This is a genomic window from Halobacillus sp. ABR2_026, assembly GCF_056158545.1.
Genome location: NZ_JBSWTM010000001.1, coordinates 3,058,452 through 3,080,174, shown reverse-complemented (window position 1 = coordinate 3,080,174; position 21,723 = coordinate 3,058,452). Strand labels below are relative to the sequence as shown.

Here is a 21,723-nt window from a genome sequence, read left to right as displayed (position 1 = left end):
AAACGGCAAACGGCGTGATTTTTTGTTCACTATTGTACATTTTTACTGCAAAACACCCCCACAAATGGACATGGGACTAACGAATGAGTATGTGAATATTGATGGAGGGACTTATGATGAGTGTACAAAAGACCGGGGATATCGCCCTTGACCACATCATTAATGAAATGGTCGATACGGTTACCAATAGTAAGGATGAAATCTTTCAAATTGGTGAAGAATCCCGCAATGAATTTGAGAAACTGAACAAAGAGCTGACGGAAACGAAAAAACAAGTCATCTCTCTGATTGATGAAGGGGATAAGCTTGAACAAAAAGTCAGACATTCAAGAATCCGCTTATCAGAAGTCAGCAAACACTTCCAAAAGTATTCTGAAGAAGACATTCGAAAAGTTTATGAACAAACCCATGGACTGCAAATGGATTTGTCCATGAAGCGGGAGAAAGAAAAACAACTGCGTGAACGAAGAGACGACTTGGAAATCAGACTTCGGAATTTGGAGGAGACGATCGGCCGCGCAGAAGCGCTCAGTGGAAAAATCTCCATCGTTCTGAATTATTTGCAAGAAGACTTCAAGCACGTCACAGACGCTCTTGAGGATGCTAAAGAAAAGCAGGAATTCGGCTTGCAGATTATAGAGGCTCAAGAAGAAGAACGTCGTCGCTTATCACGGGAAATCCATGACGGCCCGGCCCAAATGCTGGCCAACGTCATGTTACGCTCCGACCTTGTTGGACGAACGTACCGTGAACGTGGGATAGAAGAAGCGATGGAAGAGGTCAAAAGCGTACGATCCCTTGTACGTTCAGCCCTCTATGAAGTGAGGAGGATCATTTATGACCTCCGGCCGATGGCGTTGGATGACCTTGGACTTGTTCCAACGTTGAAAAAGTACTTGGCGACGATCGAAGATTACAACAAAGATGTCCAGTTTTCTTTTGCCGCTTTCGGGGAAGAGAAGCGTCTGGAAACAAAATATGAGGTCGCTCTATTCCGTCTCGTTCAGGAAGCTGTCCAAAATTCGCTCAAGCATGCAGAAGCAACAGAAATCAAAGTGAAAGTTGAATTGCAGTCGAATGCTGTCATGATCATCGTGAAGGATGACGGAAAAGGCTTCGACACCTCCCGTAAAAAAGAAAATTCTTTCGGTTTGGTCGGAATGAGAGAGCGCGTCGATATGTTAAATGGCGACCTCCATATCGATTCAAGCATCGGAGAAGGGACGATTGTCACAATCCATTTACCAATAAATTGAAATAACAAGGAAAAACTATGTAAATGGACGTGAATCGTTTATAATAGGAAATAGGATTAGGGTAGATTCACATTTCTAAAAAAGACAAAGAAAAAACATAGAGAGAGATAAAGAATAGGTTAGGGGAACTAAAAAACCATTCTATACATGAGAAACAGGAGGAAATGACCATGACGACCAGAATAGTCCTAATTGACGATCATAAATTATTCCGTGAGGGCGTAAAGAGAATACTAGATTTTGAATCCAGTTTCGAAGTTGTAGCTGAAGGGGATGACGGCGATACAGCCATCCACCTTATTGAAGAACATATGCCGGATGTTGTTCTGATGGACATCAACATGCCAAGCATGAATGGAGTCGAAGCAACAGCTGAGATTACTAAACGTTACCCGGACATGAAAGTGATCATTCTTTCCATCCACGATGATGAGAATTATGTAACCCACGCTTTGAAAACAGGAGCACAAGGATACCTTCTGAAAGAAATGGATTCAGATGCTTTGATCGATGCGATTAAAGTCGTCGGTGCCGGTGGCTCTTACTTGCATCCGAAAGTTACTCATAACCTCGTGGCAGAATATCGTCGTCTGGCAGACAGCAAAGGAAGCAGTGCCTACCGTACGATTGAATACCGGAAACCACTGCATCTGCTGACGCGCCGTGAATGTGAAGTGCTGCAACTGTTGGCGGACGGAAACAGCAACCGTGGCGTAGCGGAAGCTTTGTATATCAGTGAAAAGACGGTTAAAAACCATGTAAGCAATATCCTCCAGAAAATGAATGTCAACGACCGGACCCAGGCTGTCGTAACAGCCATCAAAAACGGATGGGTCGAAGTCATCTAAATAAAAATAATAGAATTCCAGGCTGTTTTTCCCGTGCCCCCAAGCACAAGGAAAAACAGCCTTCTTTATGTGCGGGAATGGAATTATTTGGAGTACCAGGTCATCCATAATATGGATGACCTGGTACTCCAAATATAGACATGCGGACAACTGTTTTGGGAATTGTGGGTGCATTGTAGGGCGGCTTCATGTAAAATAGATAGAGAGAATATCGGAAATGAACCTACATATATTCATAGATAGAAACGATAAAGAAAACAAGGAGTTGGATCGGATGAAAACAGCGGTAATCACAGACAGTACGGCTTACCTTCCGAGAGATGTACGAAAAGCCAACAATATACATATGGTTCCGTTGAATGTAATTTTTGGTCACGAATCCTATCAGGAAGAAGTGGATATTAACGCCGATGATTTTTACGATATGGTAAAAGAAGGCGGACAGCTTCCGAAAACGTCCCAGCCATCGATCGGCAGTATGACAGAGAAGCTGGAAGAACTGGCTCAGGATTATGATGCCGTCATATCCATCCATCTTTCGAGCGGCATCAGCGGCACGTATCAGGCAATGGTCACCGCTGGCGAAATGGTGGAGGAAGTCGAAGTCCATGTGTTTGATTCAGAGATCAGCTGCCACATGCAGGGATTTTATGCATTGGAAGCAGCTGAATTAGCGAACAATGGAGCAACGCCAGACCAGATTCTCAGCAGGCTGAACGAAATGAAGAAAACGATGAGTGCTTATTTCATGGTCGATGACCTCAGCCACCTTCAACGTGGCGGTCGTTTAAATGGAGCGCAGGCCTTCGTCGGCAGTCTCCTTCAAGTGAAGCCGGTCCTTCATTTCGTAGACACGAAAATCGTCCCTTACGAAAAAATCCGGACGCGTAAAAAAGCGATCAAAAAAATCACAACTCTGTTTGAAGAAAAGGTGGAAGAAGGCGGCACATATAAAGCCTGCCTGATTCACGCCAACCGCCCGGAAGAAGCAGCTGAACTGAAAAAAGAGCTGGAAGAAAAACACGACAACGTCGAAGTTGTCCTCAGTTATTTCGGGCCTGTTATCGGCACGCACCTTGGTGAAGGGGCGATGGGCCTCGGCTGGTACCGCCACTCCTAAGAAGTAGAGCCTGTTTGTGAGACTCAAACAGGCTCTACTTTTCTAAAGGATGGTGATTCCATGTTCCAAACCTTCAAGCAATACCTTCACGATGATTTCTCCTGGATTCCTCATGTGAATTCTCCTCATGATTATCCCTCTCTATCCGGCAAACTTCTGCTGCGCGATGACCTCCGTTACGAAAATGATGAGATTGAACAACTCCTTCACGAAAAAGTCCTAACAAAAGTCGAAAGCATCGAGTCATTCCCCTGGGGAAATCGGTGCCGTCGCTGCGGAAACACAAAGGCTTACCTGTTTGCAAAAATGCCGCACGCCAACTGCAGTCCAGCCTGTCTTTATTGTCGGTCCTGTATTCAAATGGGCCGGGTGATGGAGTGTCAGCCGTTATATTACGGAACCTCTACCTACAAGTGGCCGGATTATAAAAATCCGTGCCGCTGGGAGGGAGAACTGACAGTTCACCAGCAAAAAGCTGCCGATGAACTAGTGACACTCATCCAGAACGGCCAAGGCGAAAAGTTGGTCTGGGCCGTGTGCGGAGCAGGAAAGACCGAAATCCTTTTTCCAGCCATTACAGCGGCACTTGAACATGGGAAGCGCTTTTGCCTGGCGACGCCGAGAACAGATGTCGTTCGTGAACTGCTCCCTCGTTTACAAAGTGCTTTTCCTCATGTTCCTATTCAGGCGTTGTACGGGGACAGTCCTTATCAAGTGGGGAACGCTCCGTTCGTAATCGCCACCACTCATCAGCTGTTTCGATTTGCTCATGCCTTTGATGTCATGGTCATCGATGAGGTCGATGCGTTTCCTTTCCACAGCGATCCCTCCCTTCATTACGCCAGCCGCCGGGCAGCAAAACCTGATGCCTCTCTCATCTATTTAACCGCCACACCAAGGAAAAAGCAGAAGCGAAAGATCCGAAGCAGGGACCTTCCCGCTGTTTTCATTCCCCAGCGTTTCCACGGACAACCTCTCCCCGTCCCCCTCTTGAAATTGACGCCTTCCTTGCATCGTTTTTTGAAAAAAGGAGAGCTTCCACCGAAACTGATGAAGCAAATTATGGACCAACAACAGACGGCACGGCAATTGCTCATTTTCCTCCCGTCCATTAAAAGTGCGGAACAAGTCGCTGCTTTTATACAACATAGAGGGATGGAAGTTCAGTCTGTGCATGCGGAAGATGCCGAAAGAGCTGGTAAAATCCAGGCGTTCCGAGATAAAAAATACCGTGTCCTTATTACAACAACGATATTAGAACGCGGGGTGACGTTTCCATCCGTTGATGTCTACGTCATGGATGCCGGACACGTCGTTTTTGATGAAGCGGCGCTTGTACAAATCGCTGGGCGGGCAGGCCGGAGCCCTCATGATCCGACGGGAGAGGTCCTCTTTTATCACGCGGGAAAAACAGATGACATGCTGGATGCCGTCGAATCGATCCGCTATATGAACAGGCTGGCACGAAAGCTGTGAGGTGTTATATTTGCAGCGTAGATGTTCTTCCAGATGTGACGTGGAGCACGTTTTGGAAACCGCCGATCCAGAAAAAGCTATGCCGGGACTGTGAGGACAGGATGGAGCTACTAACTTCCTCCTGCTGTCCGCTCTGCCATCGTCCGAATTATAGCGAGGTGTGTCAGGACTGTGAAAAATGGGAGAAAAGAAATCCGGGCCTCCTGGAACGCAATGTTTCCGTTTTTCCCTACAATGCCTTTAATAAGGAGCTCTCTGCACGTTGGAAATATCGCGGGGATTATGTGCTGGTCCATGTGCTTCAAGATGCATTACTCCAATCCTGGTTCAATTCCGGTTACAAAGGGAAGCATGTAGTGACGGTACCTTTAAGTGAGGAGCGTCTCGAGGAGCGCGGGTTCAATCAATCCGAAGCCATTATTCGGCTGCTAGGAGAGACTCCCCTCCTCCTATTCGAACGTTCCCACACTGAAAAGCAGTCGAAGCGGGGGAGGAAGGACAGGATGGAAGCAGAGAACCCCTTCCGATTGCTCCAGCCCGTCACAGAACCTGTGGTGATCGTCGATGATATATATACTACCGGCCGAACGGTCCGTCACCTGGCAGCTTTACTGAAAAATAGGGGGTGTCCTTCCGTTTCTTCCTTTACGATTTTCCGCTGAATAGGGAATAGGACTTTTGAATCTACATCCCTCTGCCGATATAATAGATAAATAGAGAATATGGAGGACGATGTGATGGGGGATTTAGCCAATTGTTCACGATGCAACACCCTTTTTTTGAAAGGATCGAGCAACGTTTGTCCAGAGTGCCGTAAGCAGGAGGAAAAGGACTTTCAAACCGTTTATTCCTTTTTACGAAGGAAACAGAACCGGACCGCGACAGTCGAACAGATTGAAGAGGGTACGGGTGTTTCTGAAAGTCAGATCCGGGAGTTCGTCAAACAGAAACGCCTGCATCCCGCCCAGTTTCCAAATGTGAGCTATTCATGTGAAAAGTGTGGGGCACCGATTAGAGAGGAACGTTTGTGTAACGAATGTAAAGCATCGATTCAAAAAGGACTGGAGTCACAGGAGCGTAAGGAAACATTAAAAGCGAAAAAAGAAAAAGAGGAACGTGAAAAGGCAAACAGGACTTATTATTCATGGTGAAATGAATCATAAGCATGATTTATACTTCCACATCCATTGCCGATATAAGGATTAATAGACAGACGGAGGAAAAGAGGTGACTGGCGTGAAAATCAACGGCCCGAATCATACGAATTTGAACCCATATCAAAAACAACTGAATAAACAGGCAGAAGTCGGACCGAAAAAACAGAACACCGATAAAATTGAGATTTCTAATGAAGCCAAACAGATGCAGGAATCCGGGAAAAGCGATGCTGTACGGAAAAAGCTCGTCGAACAAGTGAAATCGGATGTTGATAAAGGAAATTACAACGTCGATGCCCAGGCGACGGCTAAGAAGATGCTTGATTTTTGGTCCAAGTAAAGATAGAGGAGAATCATCATGACGATCCAAATGGTCATTCACCATATGAATCAGCTTCAACAGCTGCATGAAAGCCTGTTGTCTTTGTCCATGAAGAAAACAGAAGCTTTGAAGACGAATGATGTCACAGACATTCAACAGCTGTTGATTCAGGAAAAAAAGCATGTGCAGGCGATTGGGAAGGTTGATGGACAACGAGAGAAGGCTGTCGACGAGTGGGCCTCACAGCAAGAGGTACCTCAGGACAGGAAGACCGTTTCAGCGATGATTGAAATCCTGGAAGGGGATGAAAAAGAGGAGCTGGAAAATGCTTATGAGAAGCTCATTCTTGTATTGGCAGACTTAAAACAGCAGGAGCAGCTGAACACAGATTTAACTCAGCAATCTCTGCAGTTTATCAATATGTCTCTCGATCTTCTTCAGCCTACCCTTCAGTCCGTGAACTATGGAGGGAACGAGAAGAGCAACCGCAGCACGGCTGATCGTTCGATTTTCGATTCAAAAGCTTAAAGCAGAGGAGCAGCAATCATGGGATCAACGTTTCACGGATTGGAAGTCGCAAAGCGCGGACTCTTCACCCAACAATCCGCTTTATATACGACAGGGCATAATATTGCCAACGCGAATACAGAAGGATATACCCGCCAGCGGGTAAACTTTGAACAGACGGGTCCGTATCCACCTGCTTCCCGGAACCGTCCGGAAATTCCCGGTCAAGTAGGGAGTGGTGTGCAGGCCGGCTCCATCGAACGTGTACGTGTCGGATACCTCGATTTTCAATACCGCGGGGAAAGCAGCAAAGCAGGTTATTACGATACCCGCAGCAATGCACTCGGCCGACTGGAAGCAGTGATGAATGAACCGTCCGATGATGGTCTAGCGCGTACGATGGACCGATTCTGGGAATCTCTCCAGGATTTATCGGTGAACCCGGAAGATTCAGGAGCACGTTCGGTCGTCCGTCAACGGGGAGAGGCCGTTGCCGAGACCTTCAACTACTTGTCCAACACGCTGCAGGCCCAGCAGAAAGATATCAAGCGGGAGACAGGCGTCACCGTTAAAGAAATCAATTCTCTCGCCAATCAGGTGAACCGGATCAACCAGCAGATTGCAGAAGTGGAACCACACGGAATGGTACCGAACGATCTGTATGATGAACGTGACCGAATCCTTGATCAATTATCTCAACATGTCAACATTGATGTGAAGTATGAAGATGCTCCAACATCTGCCGATCCACTCGCCATGGGGAAAGCGTCGGTAACTATCGTGGATTCTGACGGAAAGCCACTGGAGCCACAAGCAGTCCTTGTAGATGGAGCGGCGAATACGGTAAATGAGATGAACGTTCAGTATGAAAACGGTGGTTCTCTTGCGAATGGCATTCAACTCGGAGGGGGAGAGGCCTATTCGATTGACGAGTTCGGCTCTCAAGGGAAGTTGAAAGGTTTAATTGAATCCGGTGGCTACATACAGGACGGAGAGTCCAAAGGTACCTACCAGCAGATGCTTAGTGACCTGGACCGGATGGCTACTGGTTTTGCGACCTCCTTTAATGCTGTTCACAAGCAGGGAGAATCGTTGAATACAATTAGCGGAGACCGTGCAGAAGTTCCGAACTTCTTTGACATTGGAACAACACCCCCTGCCGCTGGAGATGTGGTGGAAGGTCTTGCCGGTACCTTGAAGATTTCCGATGAAATCCGGGCGGATGTAGACAATATCGCTGCTGCGTCCCTCGACCAGGCGGGGAACGGCGAAAATGCCTTGGCGCTCTCTGAGGTACAGAACACTGCAAATGGAGATTATTTTGGGGAAGAAACATCATTGAACAGCTATTACGAATCGATGATCGGAACGATGGCCGTTGAAACACAGGAAGCGGAGCGGATGTCACGGAACGCAGGAACTCTGAAAGCTTCTGTCAGTGAACAGCGGCAGTCCGTCAGTTCCGTTTCTCTTGATGAAGAGATGTCCAACATGATTAAGTTTCAGCATGCGTATAATGCTGCTGCAAGGAACATCACGGTCGTGGATGAGATGCTGGATAAAATCATTAATCAAATGGGTAGAGTCGGAAGGTAGGTGAATGAACGATGCGCGTAACACAATCGATGCTTTCGAACAACATGCTCCGCAATTTGAGCAACAGCTATGACAACATGGGGAAATACCAGGATCAATTGTCGACAGGGAAAAAAATCTCCCGTCCGTCTCAGGACCCCGTTGTAGCGATGAAAGGGATCAACTATCGTAAGCAGGTAACAGAAGTCGAACAGTTCCAGCGCAATATCGGTGAAGTCCACAATTGGATGGACAACAGTGACTCCGCCCTGGACAAAGCGACCCAGGCGATGCAGCGTGTTCGTGAGCTGACGGTTCAGGCAAGCAACGGAACGTATGAAGAAGGGCAGCGTGAAAACATTGCCAAGGAGATCCGACAGTTAAAGGAGCACCTTGGAACAATTGCCAATACAAAGGTGAACGACAAGTACATTTTCAATGGCGGTGATACGACGAATCCGCCGTTTGCGGATCTTAATGCCCTTGAAGATACAGTGATTCCGACTGCAACTACGGAAGATGAAGTAAGAATCGAGGTATCCTCTGGTGTCAAACTTCAAGCCAATGTCCTGCCGGGCCGAGTGTTCAACCAGGACTTGTTCAAAGATCTTGATGATTTTGCACAGGCCTTGGAAGGAGATGCCACGAAAGGTGAACTAGACGATTTCCTTGGCAAGTTTGACGGTCACATCGGAAATATCGTCAATGAGCGTGCCGACTTGGGCGCCCGGATGAACCGGGTCGAATTAGTGGAAGACCGTCTGGAAACTCAAAAAGTCAGTGCCACGAAGATGATGTCCGATAACGAAGATGCCGACATCGAAAAAGTGATCACCGATTTAAAGACCCAGGAAAGTATCCATAGAGCGGCCATGGGCGTCGGGGCGAGAATCATTCAACCGACACTGATGGATTTCCTAAGATAAAAGGCTGTCTCCATACGAGACAGTCTTATTTTTCTTGAATGGACAAGGAAATGAGGTGTGATGATGACGATACCTAAACTGAACATCCAGTCGACGCCCGGACGTATTGGTTTGAACATACAAAAGCCCGAGCGAACCATCCGTCAATATAAAGCCGAACAATCGATCCAGCAGCCACAGGCAGAGATGGATATTCGTCAGCGTCCCGGCAAGCTGACGATCGACCAGACGAACGCCTGGCATAACCTTGATTTGAAAAACGTCCTTGTTCGAAGTGAAGAACTCGTCGGTATGGCAAAAAATCAGTGGCTGGAAGGAATCGCCCGCGTCTCTCAAGAAGGAGATGAAATGATGCGGATCGAAAACGGCGGCAACCCAATCGCCGCACAAGCCGAGCGGAACGCAGGATTCGATTTTACATTCGAACCTGGCGGAAGACCTGCTTATGATCTCGTCGACATCAAATACCAGCCGGAAGAAGCGCATATCGATATCCAACGGCGGGAACCCTCCATTGAAACGAGGAAACGTGACCCCGAGCACCATTATCAACCGGGGAACGTGAACGTGACGATGGAACAAATGCCAAACTTGAAAATAGATTGGAAGGTGTAAAGATGAAAGTTGAAACGAAGTATTTTGGTGAGGTGGATGTAGAACAAGAAAAGCTGATCGACTTTCCGAACGGCCTCCCGGGTTTTGAAAACTATCACTCCTTTATCCTGCTCCCTGTAGACGATCTTGGTACATACTTTGCCCTACAGTCAGTAGATGAAGCAGGGGTCTCTCTTGTTGTTACAAACCCGTATGTATTCTTTAAAGACTATGCGTTTGATATTGATGCAGAAGAATTGGGGATTCAAACGGAGGAAGACGTTGCCGTCTACAATGTCGTTACACTGCAAGATCCTTTTGAAAAATCCACTCTAAATCTAAAGGCGCCGATTGTCATGAACACGAAACAGTGGAAGGCGAAACAGTTGATTTTGAACGAAACGGATTACCATACGAAGCATCCATTGATGTCCTATGGAAAAGGCGGTGAGTCTCATGCTCGTTCTTAATCGAAAGCAAGGAGAATCCATCCGGGTGGGAGATGATGTTACCATTACCGTCCTCGATGTGGAAGGCGGTCAGGTGAAACTTGGGATTGACGCACCGAAACATATCAGCATCCACCGTCAGGAAGTGTATGCGGCGATTGAAGAAGAGAATAGGAAAGCCGCAAATGTGTCGGAAAATCTGTTGAATCTATTAAAAAATGCAAAAAAAGATTAAAACAATTGGGAAGTCGGTCGATATAAGTAATGTAAAACATTACATAAGTCGGCCGGCTTTGTTTTGTAACTAGAGGACCACACAAGGATGTGGGGTCACTTATTTCAAGGAGGAATTTTAAAAATGAGAATTAATCATAATATTGCGGCGCTAAATACTTACCGCCAGCTAGGGCAGGCAAACAATGCCCAGTCAAATTCAATGGAGAAACTATCTTCTGGTCTTCGTATCAATAGTGCATCGGATGATGCAGCTGGTCTTGCGATTTCTGAGAAAATGCGTGGGCAAATTCGCGGATTGGATCAAGCTAGTCGTAATGCTCAAGATGGTGTATCACTTATTCAAACAGCTGAAGGTGCTTTAAATGAAACGCACTCAATTCTTCAGCGAATGCGTGAATTAGCTGTACAATCTTCCAACGATACGAATACTGCTGAAGACAGAGCAGAAATCCAAAAAGAGGTTAACTCTCTGACATCTGAGATCAATAGAATTGGTAACACTACTGAGTTCAATACTCAAAACCTCTTAAACGGTGAGAAGACATCAGGTACTGCAGCTCAAGCAGGGGCTGTATCGCTGGATTCGGGTGCTGGTATCATAACAATCACTGATGGTAGTGGAAGTGCAGATGCTAATAATATTAAAGTAGAGATGACTTCAGGAGGAGCGTTCGGTGTTTCTTCATCAGGCGACACTATTACTGTCAATTTAGATGGAACTACAGGAAGTAATAACGCAGCGTCCGCAATCGAAAGTGCAATTCAAGGTTTAGGAACTGTAGATGGTGTGGATGTATCTGATTGGACTGTATCTGCAGACGCTACTTGGACATCAACTCCTCCAACATCTGGAACAGTGGCTGCAACTAATTTAGCTGGTGGATCAGATGCTGGCGCGGGACTAGAATTCCAAATTGGAGCAAATGAAAACCAAAGTCTTACACTTGAAATTAGCGATATGAGATCTGTAGCTTTAGGACTTTCATCAACTACATCAGGAAGCGGTTTTGCTGCTAACCAAGAAGTAACAAATGGAACTGATAATGCAGGGGCGGAATATGGCCTTGATGTATCTACGGCTGACAGCGCAGCAGCTGCAATTACTGCTATAGATTCAGCAATTGAGGACGTGTCAGCTGAGCGTTCTCAACTAGGTGCTAATCAAAACAGACTTGAACACACCATTAACAACCTTGGTACTTCTTCTGAGAATCTTACAGCATCTGAATCACGTATCCGTGACGTAGATTATGCTTTAGCTGCCTAAGCAGCAAAAAGCGCAGTCGTCCTAACTGGTAACGGTTAGCGATTACAATCGGGTGAATTGCTGGAAACCCCTGAGAACTTTTCTTACCACAACGTAGTTGGAAACGACAGACGTGAGGGTGAAAAAAAAGAAAAGATTGGGCAATCAGCAGCCAAGCTCCTGTCTTGAAAAAGTGGAGAAGGTTCAACGACTAGGATAAACCACCGCTAGAGGTGATGAAATCCGTAGGTGAAACAATTGATCATCAGCATTGTGAATCCGAAGTGCCCGACCCCTTTTATAAAAGGGTGAAGATATAGTCTGGTCATTTATGAAAGTAAATGTTCGCACGATGGCGAAGGAAATGATGAACCAAACGAAATCATCTATTTTGTCTCAAGCTTCTCAAGCAATGCTTGCAAAAGCGAACCAAATGCCACAAGGAGTTCTTCAACTTCTACGTTAATACTTTTTACCAAAAGGACCTCAGATTTGAGGTCCTTTTTCTATTTGAAATTTATTATTGTACATAAAGCTAATGTTTGTTGTTAAATTCTAAATGTACTCACGTTATTACTACTTACCTATCCCCCATTCATTTATTGCTTCATAACTTAACAATAATCTCACTCATCCGATATAAAAAGAAACTAAATAAAAAGGGGAGTTGTTGAAGGTGAATGTGAGAAATATTTCATCCCACTCACAACTTCTGCAGAAAAATCAAGGACAACATGGCAGCAGTTCATCGGTTCAGGAGAAAATAAACGAAAATGAAACTTCTAAATATAAAGGTACTATTCAGGAACAAAAAGAGAGGGTATTGAAAGCGACAGATACCATGAATGAAATTTTGAGAAAGCTGGAAACCTCCCTGCGCTTTCAATTTCACGAAAAACTTGAAGAATATTATGTTACCATCGTCGATAATCAGACGGACCAGGTAATAAAGGAAATCCCGCCTAGAAAGATGCTGGATTTGTATGCTTGGATTATAGAGTCTATCGGAATGATCGTAGATGAAAAAATATAAGTAGGTGAAATAATGAGTGATATGCGAATCGGGGGCTTAGCCTCCGGCATGGATATTGATAAGCTTGTCAATGATTTGATGCGTGCCGAACGGCAGCCCTTGAACAAAATGGAGCAGGATCGGAATTGGCTGACGTATCAAAGAGATGCGTATCGTGATGTGAATAAGCAGTTGAGTGAACTGGATACGCTCGCTTTTGATATGAAATTAGAGCGGACGTTCAATTCCAAAAATGTCACATCCTCAAGCTCTGCTGTGACTGCGACGGCAACGGCATCCGCGGGCAACGGGGACTATACCCTTAGCGTAGAGCAGGTGGCTACTTCTGCTTATAATTATAGTAGAAATCCTATTACATCAGATGGAAAAACTCTAGATCCAAACGCCAACCTAAGTACTCAAACCGGAAACTTCAAACATGGGTTGACGTTGGGGGAAACGTTCTCTATCACAACATATAATGAAGATGGTTCAAAGAATACTCAATCTTTTGATGTCACTGGAGATAAATCATTGAATGACATACTTTCTGAAATCAGCGATTCTGATTTAGGTGTTCGAGCTTTTTATGATAAAAGCGCAGATCAAGTGATGATTGAAAGAACAGTGACAGGAAACTTTAACCAGAACGAAAATGAATTCTTGGGAGCCGAAATCGGCTTTGATGGAAATGCGGAATTTTTATCAACAACATTAGATATAAAAAACGGAGACAATTCGTCCGGCGCCTGGAAGTTAAATGAAAAAGGTGGAGAAGATGCCAAATTCACTTACAATAATGGCCTTGAAATCACTTCTCACTCCAACCAATACACCCTTAACGGCGTCAACTTTCAGTTCAATGATGTGACCGACGGAAATATCAAAGTTAATGTGTCCAACAACGTCGATGATGCCATTGATAAAATCGTGGCTTTTGTTGAAAAGTATAACAAGGTCATTGAACAGCTCAATGAAAAGACGGATGAAAAGCGCTACCGTGATTTCCCTCCTTTGACGGAAAAGCAGAAGGAAGATATGGAAGAACGGGAAATTGAGCTGTGGGAAGAGAAAGCGAAGAGTGGTATGCTCAGAAATGATTCAGTCATTGAAGGCGGACTGAACCAGATGCGTACGAACTGGTATACGCCGGTTGAGAATGACGGGGCATTTAAAATGATGTCAGAGATCGGGATAACGACCTCCTCCAACTATAGAGATGGTGGCAAGCTCTTCATTGATGAAGATGATTTGCGGACGGCGCTCAGTAAGGATCCTGAGTCTGTGCATCAATTATTTTCAGGGACAGATGAGAATCCAGGAGTTGCCCGCCGGTTGGAACAGACGATTGATCAGACGGTAAAGTCGATTGAGAAAAAAGCGGGTAAATCTACCACGGTTGACAGCACCTTTTTACTTGGACGCCGGATAGAAGATTTGAACAAGGAAATGGATGACTTCCAGGACCGTCTCGTTCAAATCGAGGACAGGTATTGGCGTGAGTTCGGTGCGATGGAAAAAGCGATTCAAAGAATGAACCAGCAGTCTGCCTATATTATGCAGAACTTCGGTTAAAGGAAAAGGGAGTGTGCGGCTAGATGTCTATCCAAGCCTATCAAAATAATTCAGTAGAAACGGCTTCCCCTGGCGAATTGACGCTGATGCTTTATAATGGATGTATCAAGTTCATTAAAGTGGCCCGGAAGTCGATGGAAAATAACGAAATTGAGAAGAAGAATACGAATATCCAAAAAGCGCAGAAGATCATTCAAGAGTTGATGGTGACGATGGATCAGCAGTATGCGGTGACGAAAGAGATTATGCCGTTGTATGATTATATGAACCGCCGTTTGATGGAAGCGAACACGAAGAATGATGTTGTGGTTTTGGATGAGGTGCAGGGCCTTGTCGAAGAGTTCAGGGATACTTGGAAACAGGTCATTCTCCAAGCGCGTAAAGCTCAGTATGGACAGGGCGGCAATGCTTGATGAGTGCTTGGAACAACTTTTTATCAGTTACGAGAGAACTGGACGAGCTTGTTCAGCAGCCGGTTCATGAGAAGAACCGTTCCGCTGTTGTCGAACAGGCAGAAGCCCTTCTGGACAAACGGGAGTCCATGCTTGTAGACCTTCCACAGCCTTCAGATGAAGAAAAAGCGACGGTCCAGGAAGTGATTCGTCTGGATTTGAAAGTGAATCAGAAGCTAGAGTTTCTTCTTGATGGATTAAAACGTGACATGCGTTTGATGAAGAAACAGAAATCCAGTAAAAAACAGTACATCAATCCTTATCAGAGTGTTTCCGGCTATGATGGGACTTACGTAGATTTCAAGAAATAGGATAGGTGATTCTTTGTCAGAACTTACAGTAGAACAGCATCATATGCTTGAACAGTATGACCAGCTGTTAGATACTATCAGCGAAGGTCTGGAGTACTTGGAGAATAATATAACATCAGAAGCTCCCCCACAAACCCAGCAGGTATTTCAGGACGTGTTATTGGGGCTTGAACAAATCAGCCGAAGTCATGACCAGATGACCGTGATTTTTGAAGGTCGGGAAGAGGTTCAACCGCTCATCCTCGACTTTCATAACGTCGTACACTTACTTCAAGGGTGGTTCTCGCTTGAAACGAATGAAGAAAAGCGTAGCCTTTTAGTCGAACAGGTTGTACCTGCTTATGAAGAATGGCGGACAAGGATGCAGTCGTTCGTAAAACTTTATATCTCACATTAAAGAAGAAGCGTCTGCTGGAGAAGGAGACGCTTCTTTTTTTATGAACAGAACAAATTTTCATAAAATAACTTCGGCTTACGATTCTACTAATTTTTCTATCAAACCGCACCAACAACAGCAATTTCAGCTCAAAATCTGCCAAAACTTGTCCGCATTTTACCTTTCCTCCCCAAACATTCTACCTTTTCCAACAATTACTGACACAAATTAGACAAAATATTTAGAAAGTTTATGCAGGAAAGGGCATGGGTATGATAGAATATATATCACATAAGGATGAAAGGAGGACACTTCTAATGCTACAATACAACATTCGTGGGGAAAACTTGGAAGTGACGGATTCTATTAAAGAATATGTGGAGAAAAAGGTGAGCAAGCTCGAACGCTACTTTGATACTCCGCCGTCTTCCGAGGTACACGTTAATCTAAGTGTCTATAATGATGAGCAGACTATCGAGGTCACGATCCCGATGAAGAATCTACTTCTTCGTGCAGAGGAACACAACACAGATCTATACGCTGCCATCGACCTTGTGGTAGATAAATTGGAACGACAAATTCGCAAGCATAAAACGAAGGTGAATCGTAAGTTCCGACAAGAGGGTGCTCCGAAACACGTCTTTGCCGAGCTGGAACGCGAGGCGCAGCAATACCAAACACAGACGATCGATGATGAATTTGATGTTGAAATCGTGAAAACAAAGCGTTTTGATTTGAAACCGATGGATAGCGAGGAAGCTGCCTTGCAGATGGATATGCTTGGCCACAACTTCTTCGTCTTCACAAACGCGAACACAGATGAAACGAACATCGTTTATAAACGACGTGACGGCCGTTACGGCTTGATCGAAACATGATAACCCAATAAAGCAAGCGCTCCTGCATCTGCAGGAGCGTTTTTATGTTATGGGCTCTGTGTAAATGTAACTTTCCATTATAGTCTCAGTGCTTTTTATCAATCTCGAAGCCTCTACTTGTTTGAGTTGGTTTTCTTATGAGGGGAGGGAAGAAAACTAACATTCTATTCTACTCAAAGCCTTCGTTTCCAGATGATAAAATCAAACAAACTTTGATAGATACATGTTTTTAGCGTATCGAAAAATCGTTTTTCCCTGTATGAAAATGGTTTTTCTATCATTCATGTTAGTAGAAAATGGAGATTTGTAGATTCGCTCGATGGTCTCGTTTGGTGTATAAAGGTTATGACAGGAGGTGATGGAGTGCAGAACAAAGAATATGCGTATTTATACAGGCGTTTGAACCAGCAGGAAGAAACGATTGCTCAGCTGGTGGAAATCATCGGTACGACGAACCGCCGCATTACAGATCTTGATCGCAGACAGATGGGTGTGGAGCATCAAATCATCCGCGAACGTCCTCTTTCTTTTACGTCCTCTACATAATTTCCCCGTGGGTGTCCCTGGTCCTAGTCTTGATTGTCAGGCCGCTTCTCTTAGTGTTATGATAAGAGATGGATTACACTATTCAACCGAAGATCGGAAATCAATAGAGGAGCGGTTGCAATGCTTGGGACTTTAAAGAAAATTTTTGGCGATGGAAATACGCGTCAACTGAAGCGATTGGAGAAAATCACTGATGATATCGAAGCGATGGAATCGCAAATTGAAAGCTTGTCTGATGAAGACTTAAGAAATAAAACAGAAGAATTCAAAGAACGCTATCAAAAAGGCGAAGATTTAGATAATATGCTCGTAGAAGCTTTTGCGGTTGTTCGTGAAGCGGCTAAACGTGTGCTTGAAATGCGCCCGTTCCGTGTGCAGCTTCTAGGCGCTGTCGCCCTTCATGAAGGGAACATCGCAGAGATGAAGACCGGTGAAGGTAAGACACTTGCGTCAACGATGCCGGCTTATTTGAATGCTATTACTGGAAAAGGCGTCCACATCATCACGGTCAACGATTATTTGGCGAGCCGTGATGCGACAGAGATGGGCGAACTGTATAAATTTCTCGGTCTGACTGTCGGACTCAACTCGAACGGCATGTCCAAAGACGAGAAGCGAGAAGCATACCTGGCGGATATTACGTACGGAACAAACAACGAGTTCGGTTTCGATTACCTGCGTGATAATATGGTGCTTTATAAAGAGCAGATGGTCCAGCGTCCGCTTCATTTCGCAATCATAGATGAGGTAGACTCGATCCTGATTGACGAAGCGCGTACACCGTTGATCATCAGCGGAAATGCATCCAAATCTCCGGACCGATACCAGGGGGCGAACTCCTTTGTCCGTCTTTTGGCGAACGAAGAAGATTATACCTATGATGAAAAGACGAAAAATGTGCAGCTGACAGAGGAAGGAATCAACAAAGCCGAGCGCTTTTTCAAAATTGATAACTTGTTCGATCTTTCCAACGTTTCCCTGATCCACCACATCAACCAGGCGCTTAAAGCCCACACGTCGATGCAGAAAGATACTGACTATGTTGTGGAAGATGGCGAAGTCGTTATCGTCGACCAGTTCACGGGACGTCTGATGAAAGGGCGCCGATACAGCGACGGTCTGCACCAGGCGATTGAAGCAAAAGAAGGTCTTGAAATTCAAAATGAGAGCCAGACACTAGCCTCGATCACGTTCCAGAACCTTTTCCGTATGTATGAAAAGCTTTCCGGTATGACAGGTACAGCCAAAACCGAGGAAGAGGAATTCTTGAACATCTATAACATGCGGGTCATTGTCATTCCGACCAACCGTGAGATCATCCGTGATGACAAGGCTGATCTTGTTTATAAAACGATGGATGGCAAGTTCAAAGCGGTAGTTGAAGACATTAAAGAACGTCATGAAAAAGGGCAGCCGGTTCTTGTCGGTACGGTAGCTGTTGAAACGTCTGAGATCATCTCCCGTTATTTGGACAAAGCAGGCGTGCCGCATAACGTTCTGAACGCGAAGAACCACTTCCGTGAAGCGGAAATCATTGAAAACGCCGGTCAAAAGGGTGCAGTGACGATCGCTACCAACATGGCTGGTCGTGGTACGGACATCAAGCTTGGGGAAGGCGTGAAAGAAGTGGGAGGACTCGCCGTACTCGGTACAGAGCGTCACGAATCCCGTCGTATTGATAATCAGCTTCGAGGCCGTTCCGGACGTCAAGGGGATCCGGGGATGTCTCAGTTCTATCTGGCTACAGATGACGAACTGATGCGCCGTTTCGCTTCGGATAATATCCGCAGCATGATGGACCGCCTCGGTATGGACGACTCCCAGCCGATTGAGAGTAAGATGATCTCCCGTGCCGTTGAATCCGCACAAAAACGTGTGGAAGGTAACAACTTCGATGCACGTAAGACGATTCTTTCTTATGACGATGTCCTGCGTCAGCAGCGTGAAGTTATCTACAAACAGCGCTATGACGTGCTTACTTCTGAGAATCTGCGTGAAATCATTGAACAGATGATCGAGCGTACCGTTTCTCAAACCGTCGCTTCTCATACGAGTGATGAAGAAGATGAAAACTGGGATCTTGACAGCCTTGTGGAGTATTTGCGTGCTAACTTGCTGCATGAAGGTGATGTGACGGCGGCTGACTTGAAAGGGAAAGATCCTCAAGAGATGGAGGAGCTGATCCTTGCCAAAGTCAAAGAGCGTTATGACGAGAAAGAAGAAGAACTCACTCCAGAACAAATGCGGGAGTTTGAAAAAGTCATTCTGCTTCGTACCGTCGATCAGAAGTGGATGGATCACATCGATCAGATGGACCAGCTGCGCCAGGGAATCCATCTGCGTGCCTACGGTCAAAACGATCCGCTTCGGGAATATAACTTCGAAGGTTTCCGTATGTTTGAACAGATGGTTACCAACATTGATGAAGAAGTTTCCCGTTACGTCATGAAAGCGCAGATTCGCAATAACCTGCAGCGCCAGGAAGTGGCCCAGGGGGCAACAGCCGTATCCGGCGGCAGTGAAAGCAAAGAGCCGAAGAAGAAAACGCCATTTGTAAGAAAAGAAAACGTTGGGCGTAATGACCCGTGTCCTTGTGGAAGCGGGAAGAAATATAAAAATTGTCACGGAAAATAAGGGTAGAGGCACTCTCTTTCTAGAGGGTGTCTTCCCTTGTGTAAGAATCATATAGGAGTGATGGATATGGATATGGCAGAAATCCGCCATGCATTGGATAATACAGCTAAGCGATTAGCGGACTTCAGGGGGTCTCTTTGACGTCGATCAAAGAAAAACCCGAATTGCAGAATTAGAAGAACAAATGACAGAGCCGGGCTTTTGGGAAGACCAGACGACCGCTCAAAAAGTCATTGATGAAGTGAATGGATTGAAAAACCTTGTTCATACGCTTGAAGATCATGAAGAATCTCATGAGAACCTGGAAGTATCCTATGAGCTTGTCAAAGAAGAAGAGGATGATGAGCTTCGTGAGGACTTGGAGCAGGAAGTCCAACAATTGAAGAAAGACCTGGATGAGTTTGAGCTGAACATTTTGTTGAGTGAACCTTATGATAAGAACAATGCAATTCTTGAACTTCACCCAGGAGCCGGTGGTACCGAATCTCAGGACTGGGCGAGCATGCTTCTGCGTATGTACACGCGCTGGGCTGAGAAGCGCGGTTTTTCTGTACAGACGATGGACTATCTTCCAGGAGATGAAGCAGGGGTCAAAAGTGTGACGCTCTTGATCAAAGGGCACAATGCTTATGGGTACCTGAAGGCTGAAAAAGGAGTTCACCGCCTCGTGCGGATTTCACCTTTCGATTCATCCGGTCGCCGCCATACTTCATTCGTATCGTGTGAAGTCATGCCAGAGTTCAACGATGAAATCGAGATTGATGTACGTACGGAAGATTTGAAAATCGATACGTACCGCTCAAGTGGTGCCGGCGGTCAGCACGTTAACACGACGGATTCCGCCGTTCGTATTACACACTTGCCAACGAACACGGTCGTCACGTGTCAATCGGAGCGTTCTCAAATCAAAAACCGTGATCAGGCGATGAAAATGCTGAAGGCAAAGCTTTACCAGCTGGAAATCGAACGTCAGCAGCAGCAGCTTGATGACATCCGTGGAGAACAGAAAGAAATCGGATGGGGAAGCCAAATCCGCTCCTACGTTTTCCACCCTTACTCCATGGTCAAAGACCATCGTACGAATGAAGAGGTCGGAAATACGCAGGGCGTTATGGATGGCGACCTTGATAAATTCATTAACTCTTACCTGCGATCCAAGATGGATGCCTAATACAGAGACTCCCGCTGAGCCGGGGGTCTTTTTATTGTTGTAAAGATTTACAAATGTTACAAGATACCCGCTTCATTGCTGTCCAATTTGATAAATTTTTGCTACTATGAAGATACTTACATAGTAGGAGGCGAATGAAGAATGAAGGTGAAGAAAGCGATTATCCCGGCAGCGGGACTCGGTACGAGGTTCCTGCCGGCAACAAAGGCCATGCCGAAAGAGATGCTCCCGGTCGTTGATAAACCGACCATTCAATATATCGTAGAAGAAGCGATTGAATCTGGAATCGAAGATATCATCATAGTAACGGGTAAAGGGAAGCGTGCGATTGAGGATCACTTCGACCATGCATTCGAACTGGAAGATAATCTTTATAAAAAAGAGAAGTTCGATCTTTTGGAAAAAGTGAAACAGTCGGCGAAGGTAGATATTCACTATATTCGTCAAAAGGAACCAAAAGGACTTGGTCATGCCATCTGGTGTGCCCGTAAGTTCATTGGGGACGAGCCGTTTGCTGTCCTTTTAGGAGATGACATCGTAAGGTCGAATGAACCCTGCCTGAAACAATTGATCGATCAATATGAGGAAACGGAATCCTCTGTCATCGGCGTGAAGCAGGTTCCGCAAGAAGAAACGGATCGCTACGGTATTATCGCTCCTAAGCATCAGGAAGGGCGCCGTTACCAGGTGGAACATTTTGTCGAGAAGCCGGCGGTGGATGATGCTCCATCCAATCTGGCCATCATCGGCCGGTATGTTTTTACACCGGAGATCATGGATTTGCTGGCTACCCAGGAGACGGGAAGAGGCGGAGAGATCCAGTTGACCGATGCAATCGAGCGCTTGAATACGGATCAGACGGTTTATGGCTATGAGTTTGAAGGCGAACGATATGATGTCGGGGATCAAATCGGTTTCATCAAAACGACCCTTGCAATCGCCATGGAACGTGATGAAATGCGGGATGATGTGCTTCAGCTTATGAAGGAAGTCATGGATAAACAAAGATCCATCAATATTTAATATAGAAACGGCGGGCTTTAGCCCCGCCGTTT

General features: G+C 45.6%; 25 protein-coding genes. All 25 read left to right on the top strand.

What is annotated here, in order from left to right:
- The first annotated feature begins 116 nt into the window (after positions 1-116).
- Positions 117-1,256 (top strand): sensor histidine kinase, encoded by a 1,140-nt coding sequence (locus tag ACXADE_RS15975; protein WP_474981422.1) that lies wholly within the window; start codon positions 117-119, stop codon positions 1,254-1,256.
- 170 nt (positions 1,257-1,426) lie between these two features.
- Positions 1,427-2,104, top strand: coding sequence for a response regulator (locus ACXADE_RS15970; RefSeq protein WP_474981421.1), 678 nt, complete (start codon positions 1,427-1,429; stop codon positions 2,102-2,104).
- 274 nt (positions 2,105-2,378) lie between these two features.
- Entirely contained in the window at positions 2,379-3,224 is an 846-nt protein-coding gene (locus tag ACXADE_RS15965) for a DegV family protein (protein WP_474981420.1), read from the top strand.
- Positions 3,225-3,284: 60 nt separating this feature from the next.
- Positions 3,285-4,700 (top strand): ATP-dependent helicase ComFA, encoded by a 1,416-nt coding sequence (locus tag ACXADE_RS15960; protein WP_474981419.1) that lies wholly within the window; start codon positions 3,285-3,287, stop codon positions 4,698-4,700.
- A 101-nt stretch (positions 4,701-4,801) separates the two neighbouring features.
- Positions 4,802-5,362 carry a ComF family protein gene (locus ACXADE_RS15955; protein ID WP_474981418.1) on the top strand — a complete coding sequence of 187 codons (561 nt, stop codon included), beginning with the start codon at positions 4,802-4,804 and terminating at the stop codon, positions 5,360-5,362.
- 75 nt (positions 5,363-5,437) lie between these two features.
- Complete coding sequence (locus ACXADE_RS15950; protein ID WP_474981417.1) at positions 5,438-5,851, top strand: TIGR03826 family flagellar region protein; 414 nt, start codon at positions 5,438-5,440, stop codon at positions 5,849-5,851.
- A gap of 85 nt (positions 5,852-5,936) precedes the next feature.
- Positions 5,937-6,197, top strand: coding sequence for a flagellar biosynthesis anti-sigma factor FlgM (gene flgM, locus ACXADE_RS15945; RefSeq protein WP_474981416.1), 261 nt, complete (start codon positions 5,937-5,939; stop codon positions 6,195-6,197).
- A gap of 18 nt (positions 6,198-6,215) precedes the next feature.
- Entirely contained in the window at positions 6,216-6,707 is a 492-nt protein-coding gene (locus tag ACXADE_RS15940) for a flagellar protein FlgN (RefSeq protein ID WP_474981415.1), read from the top strand.
- An 18-nt stretch (positions 6,708-6,725) separates the two neighbouring features.
- Entirely contained in the window at positions 6,726-8,282 is a 1,557-nt protein-coding gene (gene flgK / locus ACXADE_RS15935; protein ID WP_474981414.1) for a flagellar hook-associated protein FlgK, read from the top strand.
- A gap of 11 nt (positions 8,283-8,293) precedes the next feature.
- The gene (flgL, locus tag ACXADE_RS15930) at positions 8,294-9,187 is read left to right on the top strand and encodes a flagellar hook-associated protein FlgL (protein ID WP_474981413.1); all 894 of its coding nucleotides are present in this window, start codon (positions 8,294-8,296) and stop codon (positions 9,185-9,187) included.
- A 63-nt stretch (positions 9,188-9,250) separates the two neighbouring features.
- Positions 9,251-9,802: a DUF6470 family protein gene (locus tag ACXADE_RS15925; protein ID WP_474981412.1), complete on the top strand. Its 552-nt coding sequence runs from the start codon at positions 9,251-9,253 to the stop codon at positions 9,800-9,802.
- A gap of 2 nt (positions 9,803-9,804) precedes the next feature.
- Positions 9,805-10,251, top strand: a complete 447-nt coding sequence (fliW, locus tag ACXADE_RS15920) for a flagellar assembly protein FliW (RefSeq protein ID WP_474981411.1) — start codon at positions 9,805-9,807, stop codon at positions 10,249-10,251.
- Positions 10,238-10,465 (top strand): carbon storage regulator CsrA, encoded by a 228-nt coding sequence (gene csrA / locus ACXADE_RS15915; RefSeq protein ID WP_474981410.1) that lies wholly within the window; start codon positions 10,238-10,240, stop codon positions 10,463-10,465. The genes fliW and csrA overlap by 14 nt, the downstream gene beginning before the upstream one ends.
- Positions 10,466-10,588: 123 nt before the next feature.
- Positions 10,589-11,734: a flagellin N-terminal helical domain-containing protein gene (locus ACXADE_RS15910; RefSeq protein WP_474981409.1), complete on the top strand. Its 1,146-nt coding sequence runs from the start codon at positions 10,589-10,591 to the stop codon at positions 11,732-11,734.
- A 310-nt stretch (positions 11,735-12,044) separates the two neighbouring features.
- Positions 12,045-12,179 (top strand): flagellin, encoded by a 135-nt coding sequence (locus ACXADE_RS15905; protein WP_425484301.1) that lies wholly within the window; start codon positions 12,045-12,047, stop codon positions 12,177-12,179.
- Between the two features lie 210 nt (positions 12,180-12,389).
- The gene (gene flaG, locus ACXADE_RS15900) at positions 12,390-12,746 is read left to right on the top strand and encodes a flagellar protein FlaG (protein WP_474981408.1); all 357 of its coding nucleotides are present in this window, start codon (positions 12,390-12,392) and stop codon (positions 12,744-12,746) included.
- Between the two features lie 12 nt (positions 12,747-12,758).
- Positions 12,759-14,300, top strand: coding sequence for a flagellar hook-associated protein 2 (locus ACXADE_RS15895; protein ID WP_474981407.1), 1,542 nt, complete (start codon positions 12,759-12,761; stop codon positions 14,298-14,300).
- Between the two features lie 23 nt (positions 14,301-14,323).
- Positions 14,324-14,713 carry a flagellar export chaperone FliS gene (gene fliS, locus ACXADE_RS15890; RefSeq protein WP_474981406.1) on the top strand — a complete coding sequence of 130 codons (390 nt, stop codon included), beginning with the start codon at positions 14,324-14,326 and terminating at the stop codon, positions 14,711-14,713.
- On the top strand, positions 14,713-15,063 hold the full coding sequence (gene fliT, locus ACXADE_RS15885) for a flagellar protein FliT (protein ID WP_474981405.1): 351 nt from the start codon (positions 14,713-14,715) through the stop codon (positions 15,061-15,063). Before fliS ends, fliT begins: the two co-directional genes overlap by 1 nt.
- A gap of 13 nt (positions 15,064-15,076) precedes the next feature.
- Positions 15,077-15,460 carry a DUF8042 domain-containing protein gene (locus ACXADE_RS15880; RefSeq protein WP_474981404.1) on the top strand — a complete coding sequence of 128 codons (384 nt, stop codon included), beginning with the start codon at positions 15,077-15,079 and terminating at the stop codon, positions 15,458-15,460.
- A 296-nt stretch (positions 15,461-15,756) separates the two neighbouring features.
- Positions 15,757-16,317 (top strand): ribosome hibernation-promoting factor, HPF/YfiA family, encoded by a 561-nt coding sequence (gene hpf, locus ACXADE_RS15875; RefSeq protein WP_146816972.1) that lies wholly within the window; start codon positions 15,757-15,759, stop codon positions 16,315-16,317.
- A 363-nt stretch (positions 16,318-16,680) separates the two neighbouring features.
- A complete protein-coding gene (locus ACXADE_RS15870) occupies positions 16,681-16,863 on the top strand; it encodes a hypothetical protein (protein ID WP_474981403.1) in 183 nt (60 codons plus the stop codon).
- Positions 16,864-16,983: 120 nt separating this feature from the next.
- Positions 16,984-19,497 carry a preprotein translocase subunit SecA gene (secA, locus tag ACXADE_RS15865; protein WP_474981402.1) on the top strand — a complete coding sequence of 838 codons (2,514 nt, stop codon included), beginning with the start codon at positions 16,984-16,986 and terminating at the stop codon, positions 19,495-19,497.
- A 66-nt stretch (positions 19,498-19,563) separates the two neighbouring features.
- A protein-coding gene (gene prfB / locus ACXADE_RS15860) for a peptide chain release factor 2 (RefSeq protein ID WP_474981401.1) occupies positions 19,564-20,668 on the top strand; the annotation gives its coding sequence in 2 pieces (ribosomal slippage) (positions 19,564-19,635 and positions 19,637-20,668; 1,104 coding nt in all).
- Positions 20,669-20,809: 141 nt separating this feature from the next.
- Complete coding sequence (gene galU, locus ACXADE_RS15855) at positions 20,810-21,691, top strand: UTP--glucose-1-phosphate uridylyltransferase GalU (protein ID WP_474981400.1); 882 nt, start codon at positions 20,810-20,812, stop codon at positions 21,689-21,691.
- Positions 21,692-21,723: the final 32 nt, after the last annotated feature.